General features: G+C 71.4%; 8 protein-coding genes and 1 pseudogene. 2 read left to right on the top strand and 7 right to left on the bottom strand.

The window, feature by feature from the left end; all coding sequences use genetic code 11:
- The 4 genes and pseudogenes from JGS39_RS34555 to JGS39_RS34540 all read right to left on the bottom strand — a co-directional run.
- Positions 1-302 (bottom strand): annotated as a pseudogene (locus JGS39_RS34555) (outer membrane protein assembly factor BamB family protein); the annotation flags it as partial.
- Between the two features lie 81 nt (positions 303-383).
- Positions 384-650, bottom strand: a complete 267-nt coding sequence (locus JGS39_RS34550; protein ID WP_219573701.1) for a DUF8847 domain-containing protein — start codon at positions 648-650, stop codon at positions 384-386.
- A 17-nt stretch (positions 651-667) separates the two neighbouring features.
- Positions 668-1,420: a TetR/AcrR family transcriptional regulator gene (locus JGS39_RS34545; protein ID WP_219573700.1), complete on the bottom strand. Its 753-nt coding sequence runs from the start codon at positions 1,418-1,420 to the stop codon at positions 668-670.
- 397 nt (positions 1,421-1,817) lie between these two features.
- The gene (locus JGS39_RS34540; RefSeq protein ID WP_219573699.1) at positions 1,818-2,753 is read right to left on the bottom strand and encodes an AurF N-oxygenase family protein; all 936 of its coding nucleotides are present in this window, start codon (positions 2,751-2,753) and stop codon (positions 1,818-1,820) included.
- Between the two features lie 179 nt (positions 2,754-2,932).
- Between JGS39_RS34540 and JGS39_RS34535 the strand changes: the two genes are divergently transcribed.
- Positions 2,933-4,042: a ferritin-like domain-containing protein gene (locus JGS39_RS34535; protein WP_219573698.1), complete on the top strand. Its 1,110-nt coding sequence runs from the start codon at positions 2,933-2,935 to the stop codon at positions 4,040-4,042.
- A 91-nt stretch (positions 4,043-4,133) separates the two neighbouring features.
- On the opposite strand, the gene JGS39_RS34530 is transcribed toward JGS39_RS34535, so the two are convergent.
- From JGS39_RS34530 to JGS39_RS34520, 3 genes are read right to left on the bottom strand one after another with little or no spacing between them, the layout of a single operon-like run.
- On the bottom strand, positions 4,134-4,670 hold the full coding sequence (locus JGS39_RS34530) for a DinB family protein (protein WP_306071662.1): 537 nt from the start codon (positions 4,668-4,670) through the stop codon (positions 4,134-4,136).
- On the bottom strand, positions 4,667-5,068 hold the full coding sequence (locus JGS39_RS34525; protein ID WP_219573697.1) for a VOC family protein: 402 nt from the start codon (positions 5,066-5,068) through the stop codon (positions 4,667-4,669). Before JGS39_RS34525 ends, JGS39_RS34530 begins: the two co-directional genes overlap by 4 nt.
- Positions 5,069-5,080: 12 nt before the next feature.
- Positions 5,081-5,617 (bottom strand): GNAT family N-acetyltransferase, encoded by a 537-nt coding sequence (locus tag JGS39_RS34520; RefSeq protein ID WP_219573696.1) that lies wholly within the window; start codon positions 5,615-5,617, stop codon positions 5,081-5,083.
- 88 nt (positions 5,618-5,705) lie between these two features.
- On the opposite strand from JGS39_RS34520, the gene JGS39_RS34515 reads away from it, so the two are divergent.
- Positions 5,706-6,596, top strand: coding sequence for an ADP-ribosylglycohydrolase family protein (locus JGS39_RS34515; protein WP_219573695.1), 891 nt, complete (start codon positions 5,706-5,708; stop codon positions 6,594-6,596).
- The last annotated feature ends 103 nt before the right edge of the window (positions 6,597-6,699 follow it).

Here is a 6,699-nt window from a genome sequence, read left to right as displayed (position 1 = left end):
GCCGGCACGTATGCCGAGGCCGTCCACAGCAGGTCGTCGTCCTCGGAGCCGTCGGCAGCCGTGGCCGGACGCGCTTCCACCCAGCCGCCGGCCAGCCGGTCGGCGGTACGCGCCTCCGCCTGGAAACGCCGCCGGAACGCGGGCAGTGCGGCCAGCTCGGGCCGGGCCGCGGTGACGACGACGAGGCCGTCCGGATCCGTGCCGTGCGCGAGGTACTGGACCGCGGCGGCCGTCTCACGGAACCGCGTCAGCGCCGTGTACGGGCCGAAGCGGCGTGGATCGTCCTGACGCAGCGCCTCCATGGCGCACCCCCTTGTGACCGTCCCTCGGACCAGAGCGTCGATCTTAGACCGACCGGCAACGCCCCATTTCGCCCGGACGCCTTACCCCGGCTTCGACCAGGGCCACTTGGGCCGGTGGCGTTCGCGGCCGGCCGGGGCGTACTCGTACACCCAGCCACGCTGGATCCGCAGCCGCCGGGTGTATCCGGCGGGGACCCTCAGGTACGCGTGGACGGTGGCCGGTCCGCCGTCGGCGGCCGGGACCGGGACCTCGTACCACTTGGGCGGATGGCCGGTCGCGCCGACCAGGACGGGCAGGACCCGCCCGTCCAGCGGGCCGCCGGTGAAGGGGACGTTCTCGCTTCTCACCGCCCCAGTCTGACCGATCAGTCCGGCGGCAGCAGATGCGCCGCCGCGCCGATCAGCGGTGCCAGCCGGTCCGCCAGCCGCCCGGCCGGGCCCGCCGCGGTCTCCAGCGGCAGCAGCTCGGCCACCGCGGACGCGGTCTCCGCGTCGGTGGCCGCGGTGACGGCGAGGAGCCCGATGAACTGGTCGACCAGCCAGTCGCGCAGGTCGGACGCGGGCGGCTGCTTGCCCTCGTCCAGCCAGATCAGCGACGCCGCCTCGACGGCGGCGATCCAGGTGCGCACCATCATCCGCAGCCGCGGCGCGGGTTCGCTGCCCGTGCCCCGGCCCAGGTGCAGGAGGATCTGCTCGGCCGCCGCCCGCCGTACCTCGTCGACGATCGTGCTCGTACGGGACGTCTCGGCGACGCTGCCGCCGCGCAGCAGGGCGCTGAAGCCGGCGTCGTGCTCGTCGACGAAGGCGATGTAGCGGTCGAGCACGCGGGTCACCCGTTCCGTGGGCGGGCCCACGGCCGGTTCGGCGAAGCACAGGATCAGCTGCTCCGCGGCGGACCTGAGAGCCGCCTCGTACAACTGCTGCCGCCCGCCGGGGAAGTAGCGGTAGACCAGTGGGCGCGACACCCCGGCGACCGTCGCGACCTCGTCGAGCGAGACCTCGTCGGGGGCCCGGTGGGCGAAGAGGGTGAGTGCCGCACCGAGGAGCTGGGTGCGGCGCTCCTCGACGCTGAGCCTTCGGTACGCACGGCTGGGCGGCGCGGCTGCGGCAGGGGTCATACCAAGCAGCCTAAGGGCTGTCCCGCGATTCCTGGCGGGCGCACGACGACAGCTACGGCACCACGCCGGGTTGTCGAAACACCCGAATACATCCAGTATGCGGGCGCCTCTCCGCCTTGCGATGCACAGCATCCGACGCCTTGCGATGCGCGGCATCCGACGCCGTGCGCTGATCCACCAGGAATTGCGGGACAGCCCTCAGGTCCTGTCGTCGAACTCGCGCCGTTGCCCGACGAGCGGCCCTGCGGGGTCGGGTGCGTGTTCTCGGTGTGCCGGGCGCAAGCCCTCGTACTGGACGTACTCGGGCTTGTGTCCGGTGCGGCGGGAGTGCGTGCATGGCGCCGCGGGGCAGGCGGGAGCTCGACGACAGTGCCTGGGGTCCTGACGGCCGGTGCCGTCAGGCGAGCAGGCCGGAGTTCTTCCACAGCCTGCGCCCCACGCCGCCCAGAACCCCGATGTCGTCGAAGAAGTCCGTCAGCCGTTTGGCGCCGGACTGCATGACCTCGGCCCGGTGGCCGCTGGCCTTCACCTGCGCCACGGCCTCCTGCCGGTCCAGACCGACGTTCTCGTACACCTGCGGGTTGACGAAGCAGACGGAGAAGACGCGGGCCGCCTCCCCACAGCTCACCCTGGTGAGTTCGCGCTCCCAGCGCGGGGCGGTCACCATCTGGCGCCGCAGCTCCTCGCGGGCGTACCGGACGTGCCGGGCCTCCTCGACCACATGGATGCGGGTCACCCCGCGCACCAGCGTCTGGACGCGCTCGTCGGGGAAGGTCAGGCGCTGCATCCAGTCGAGGATCTCCTCGCCGAGCAGCGTCGCCGCGAACGAACCCGGCGTCGTGGAGACGGTCTTCAGGACGCGGGCCAGATTGTGGTAGCGGCGCGGCACGGGGTAGCAGGGCGATCCGCCCCAGGTGATCATCCGGCCGAACATCATCGAGTGCCGGCACTCGTCGGCGATCTCGGTGAGCGCGTAGCGGACGTGGTTGCTGACCACCGGCTTGTCGTAGATGTGCCGGACCAGCAGCTGCATCAGGATGATCTCGAACCAGATGCCGAGCGAGGCGAGCGAGGCGGCCTCGTGCCTGGCCAGTTCCTGCCGCTGCTCCTGCGACATCCGCTTCCACATCGGGGTGTCGTAGAGGGAGATCAGCTCCGGCGGCCAGAACCACTTGCCGTCCTCGGCCGGCGAGTCCCAGTCGAGCTCCTTGTCCGGGTCGAAGGAGTGCTTGGCCGAGGCCTCCAGGAGCCGTTCGGCGATCTGCTCGCGGTCACGGAGCGGGCCGAGTGCGTCGCGGAGTATCTGCACATCGCGTTCGGTCACGGTCGTCATGGCTGGACGGGCCTCTCCCATGGGTTACCGGCGGTCACCCATTATGAGACTGCTTGTCAGCAAGGCCGTCAATCCCTTGCGCACGACTTGTTGACCCGGCGTCTACCAACGTGTGAACCTGCCAACTGAGCCACACGTCAGGTGACTTAACCAGGCCCTGAGAGGCGAAGGAGCCGTCCGTGTCGACACACGACCTCTACACCACCGCCCCCGAGCAGCCGCTGTGGACGGTGCCCGCCTCGGGTGCCGCCCGGTTCAGCTGGGACTACGACGACGGCCGCGAGCGCCTTCTCGCCCTGTACCAGAAGGGCAAGGACAAGCAGTGGGACGGCAACAAGCGCATCGACTGGAGCATCGAGGTCGACCCCACCGACCCTCTCGGCACCCCCGACGACGCCCTCACCCTGTACGGCACCCCGCACTGGGCGAAGATGACCGAGAAGGACCGGGGTGAACTGCGCCGGCACTACACCTCCTGGCAGTTCAGCCAGTTCCTCCACGGCGAGCAGGGCGCCATGGTCTGCGCGGCCCGGATCGTGGAGTCCGTCCCCGACCTGGACGCGAAGTTCTACTCCGCGACCCAGACCATGGACGAGGCCCGGCACGCGGAGATCTACGGCCGGTTCCTGCACGAGAAGGTCGGGATGCTGTACCCGATCAACGACAACCTCCAGGGGCTGCTCGGCGACACCCTGCGCGACTCGCGCTGGGACATGCCCTACCTCGGCATGCAGGTCCTCATCGAGGGCCTGGCCCTGGCCGCGTTCGGCATGATCCGCGACACCACGACCCAGCCGCTGCCCAAGCAGATCCTCGCGTACGTCATGCAGGACGAGGCCCGCCATGTCGCCTTCGGCCGGATGGCGCTGCGCGACTACTACAAGCAGCTGAGCGATGCCGAACTGCGCGAACGCGAGGAGTTCGTCATCGAGGGCTGCTACCTGATGCGCGACCGGCTCAGCGGTGTGGAGGTGCTGGAGAACTTCGGCATCGGCAAGCAGGAGGCGAAGGACCTCTCCGAGCACTCGGAGTTCCTCCAGCTCTTCCGCAAGCTGCTGTTCAGCCGCATCGTCCCGTGCGTCAAGGACATCGGCCTGTGGGGCGAGCGCCTCCAGAAGGCGTACGTCGACATGGGCGTCTTCGACCTCGGCGACTCGAACCTGGACCTGCTGATGGCCCAGGACGAGGAGATCGCCGAGCAGCTGGACCGGGAGCGCTTCGAGGTCGAGGAGCAGGCGCGGGTGGCGGAGGTCGCGGAGGCCATCGCAGAAGGCGGGGAGAGCCGGTAGGGCCGCGCCGGGCAGGCGGAACTTTCGGGAAACGCCCCAGGGGAGCTTCAGAAAACGCACCCAGCAGGGCCGCGCCGGGCCCCTGCCGGCCCTACGTCAGCACCAGCCACTGCCGTCCGTCGAGGAGTTCGCGTGCCGCGTCGAGATGGCCGGCGTGGCACGCGGTCTCGGCGATGACGTGCAGCAGGACGTCCCGCAGCGTGTGGAGATGCGGTGCGCCGAACCGGTCGTGGGGCCACCAGGCCAGGGGTGCGCCGGCCATGGCCGAGGTGATGACGGCGTCCGCGAGCGCCGTCTCCTCGCGGTACCGGCCGAGGACCTCGGCGGCGTCGGCCCCGGGGTCCACCTGCCAGGCGTCGTCGATGTCGTCCAGCGCGGCGATCACGGCCGGGTCGCCGGTGAACACGGCACGGAACCAGAACCGTTCGACATCGAGCGCCAGATGCTGGACGAGCCCCAGGCAGTTCCACCCGGACGGCAGCACCGGCAGCCGGAGCGCCTCGGCGTCGAGTCCTTCGAGGATGCCGAGGACATGGCGGCGCCGGCCGTTCAGGGACGACAGGAGGGCGCGGATCTCGGGGCCGGGGGTAATGATCCCGTCCTCCTGGCCGGCTCCGGCCGCGGTCACCGGGCGATCTCCCAGATGTGCCCGCCCGGGTCGCGGAAGCTGGCGGTCCGGATACCCCAGGGCCGGTCCATCGGCCCGTTCAGCAGCGTCACACCGCGGTCGGCCAGCACCTTGCACAGGGCGTCCACGTCGTCCACGGTCAGTGTGAGCTGCATCCGGGCACCGGCGGCCGGGCCGGCGACGTCCGCCGGTTCGATCAGTCCGTGCGCGGCGGTGGTCCGCAGCAGATTGATGAGCGTGTTGCCGAAGGTGAACACGGCCGAGTCGTCGTCCTCGTAGGTGACCGGCAGTCCGAAGACCTCCCCGTAGAACCGCTTGGTCTCCTCCAGGTCCTCGGTGAACAGGGTGAGAGCGCTGATGCCGCCGGGCCAGTCCGTCGTGCCGTTCGTTTCTGTCACGGCAGTCACGATCTACGAACGGCCCCGCTCTGTACAGGGGTTGGGCTCCTCCACGGTCCGCTCCATGCAGACCAGTTCCTCGCGCTCGTCCCACGACGCGGTGACCGAGAAGCCGAGCCGCTCGTAGAGGGAGACCGCTCCCGTGCGCCACCGCCACACCGACAGCCGCACGGTGCGGACCCCGCTCCGCGCGGCGTGCGCGAGCGCGGCATCGAGCAGCGCGGAGGCGACGCCCCGGCCTCGGAAGCCCGGCGCCGTCCACAGCCGCTTGATCTCCGCCCGGCCGTCCACGGGCGCGGTGACCACGACACAGCCCGCCGCGGTGTCCCCGTCGCGCGCGACGAGCACGGCGGCGCCGGCGAACGCGCCGTCCGGATCCTCCACCTCCGCGCGGTACGCGGCGGGCAGCGCGGCCGCGTCCGCGACGGGCCGGCCCTTCTCCGTCTCCGTCTGCAGGTGGTAGTCGGCCAGCAGCGCCGACAGCCCGTGCACGGTGGCGAGGGAGCCTGCCGGAGGCCGTACGACGGCAAGGTCACGTCGATCGTTCATGGCACCAGCGTCACATGGCGCCCCACCGGAACCGAACACGGCCGAAATCCGGTGTACGGTCGCGGGCCGGCGGCGGGACGATGCCTCCATGGACTCCACCGATGTCGCCCCCGACCTGGCCGCCGCCCGCCGCAGTCTCGAAGGCCTCGCGCTCGGCGACGCGTTCGGGGAACGGTGGTTCCCGCTCTTCCGGGAACCCCGGAAGGCGTTCGACGAGATCAGGGCGCGCCGCACCCCGCACGAGCCCGTCTGGCACTGGACCGACGACACCGCGCTGGCCCGCGCGCTCCATCGGGTGCTCGACGACCACGGGCACGTCGAGCAGGACCGGCTCGCGCTGTACTTCGCGCTCGCCTTCGACGCCGACCAGGCCCGCGGCTACGGCCACGGTATGCACCTGCTGCTGCCCCAGCTGCTGGCTTCCCCGGCCGACTGGCGGACGCTGGCACCCGAGCTGTTCGAGGGCGGAAGCCTCGGCAACGGCGCCGCGATGCGGGTCGCCCCGCTCGGCGCGCGGTTCCACCGGGACCTCGGCCACGTGGCCGGACAGGCCGCACTGCAGGCCGAGATCACCCACGCCCACCCGGAGGGGATCGCGGGTGCGGTGGCGGTCGCGGTGGCGGCGGCGCTGGCGGTACGGGGCGAGTTCACGCTGTCCCGGGTCGCCGGGCGGACCCCCGCGGGGACGGTGCGGGACGGTCTCCTGCGGGCCGTGGACGTGCCGTTCGCCACCGAACCCTGGAAGGCCGCCGACCTCCTCGGCAACGGGCAGCGCATCCGCTCCGACGACACCGTGCCGTTCGCCCTGTGGACCGCGGCCCGGCACCCCGAGGACCTGGAGGCGGCTCTCTGGGCCACCGCCGAGGGGCTCGGGGACGTCGACACCACGTGCGCCATCACCGGCGGGGTCGTCGGCGCGGTCACCGGCGTCGACGGGGTGCCGGACGAGTGGCTGCGACGGCGCGAACCGCTGAGCTGACGCGGGGGCCGCCAAGCTCCGGCGCACGAAAGGGTGTTCCCATATGGCGTAACTTTGGCGTCATGACCATGCCGCCGCCCCAGCCCCCGCAGGGCCCGTACGG

The sequence above is a fragment of the Streptomyces poriferorum genome, from assembly GCF_019399235.1.
GTDB classification, from domain to species: domain Bacteria; phylum Actinomycetota; class Actinomycetes; order Streptomycetales; family Streptomycetaceae; genus Streptomyces; species Streptomyces poriferorum.
Note: the sequence above shows the minus strand (reverse complement) of the source record. Positions and strands in the feature narration are given on the sequence as shown.

Coding starts and splice junctions, on each gene's coding strand:
- JGS39_RS34545 (WP_219573700.1), bottom strand. CDS start 1,420: ATGACCCCTGCCGCAGCCGCGCCGCCCAGCCGTGCGTACCGAAGGCTC.
- JGS39_RS34540 (WP_219573699.1), bottom strand. CDS start 2,753: ATGACGACCGTGACCGAACGCGATGTGCAGATACTCCGCGACGCACTC.
- JGS39_RS34520 (WP_219573696.1), bottom strand. CDS start 5,617: ATGAACGATCGACGTGACCTTGCCGTCGTACGGCCTCCGGCAGGCTCC.
- JGS39_RS34515 (WP_219573695.1), top strand. CDS start 5,706: ATGGACTCCACCGATGTCGCCCCCGACCTGGCCGCCGCCCGCCGCAGT.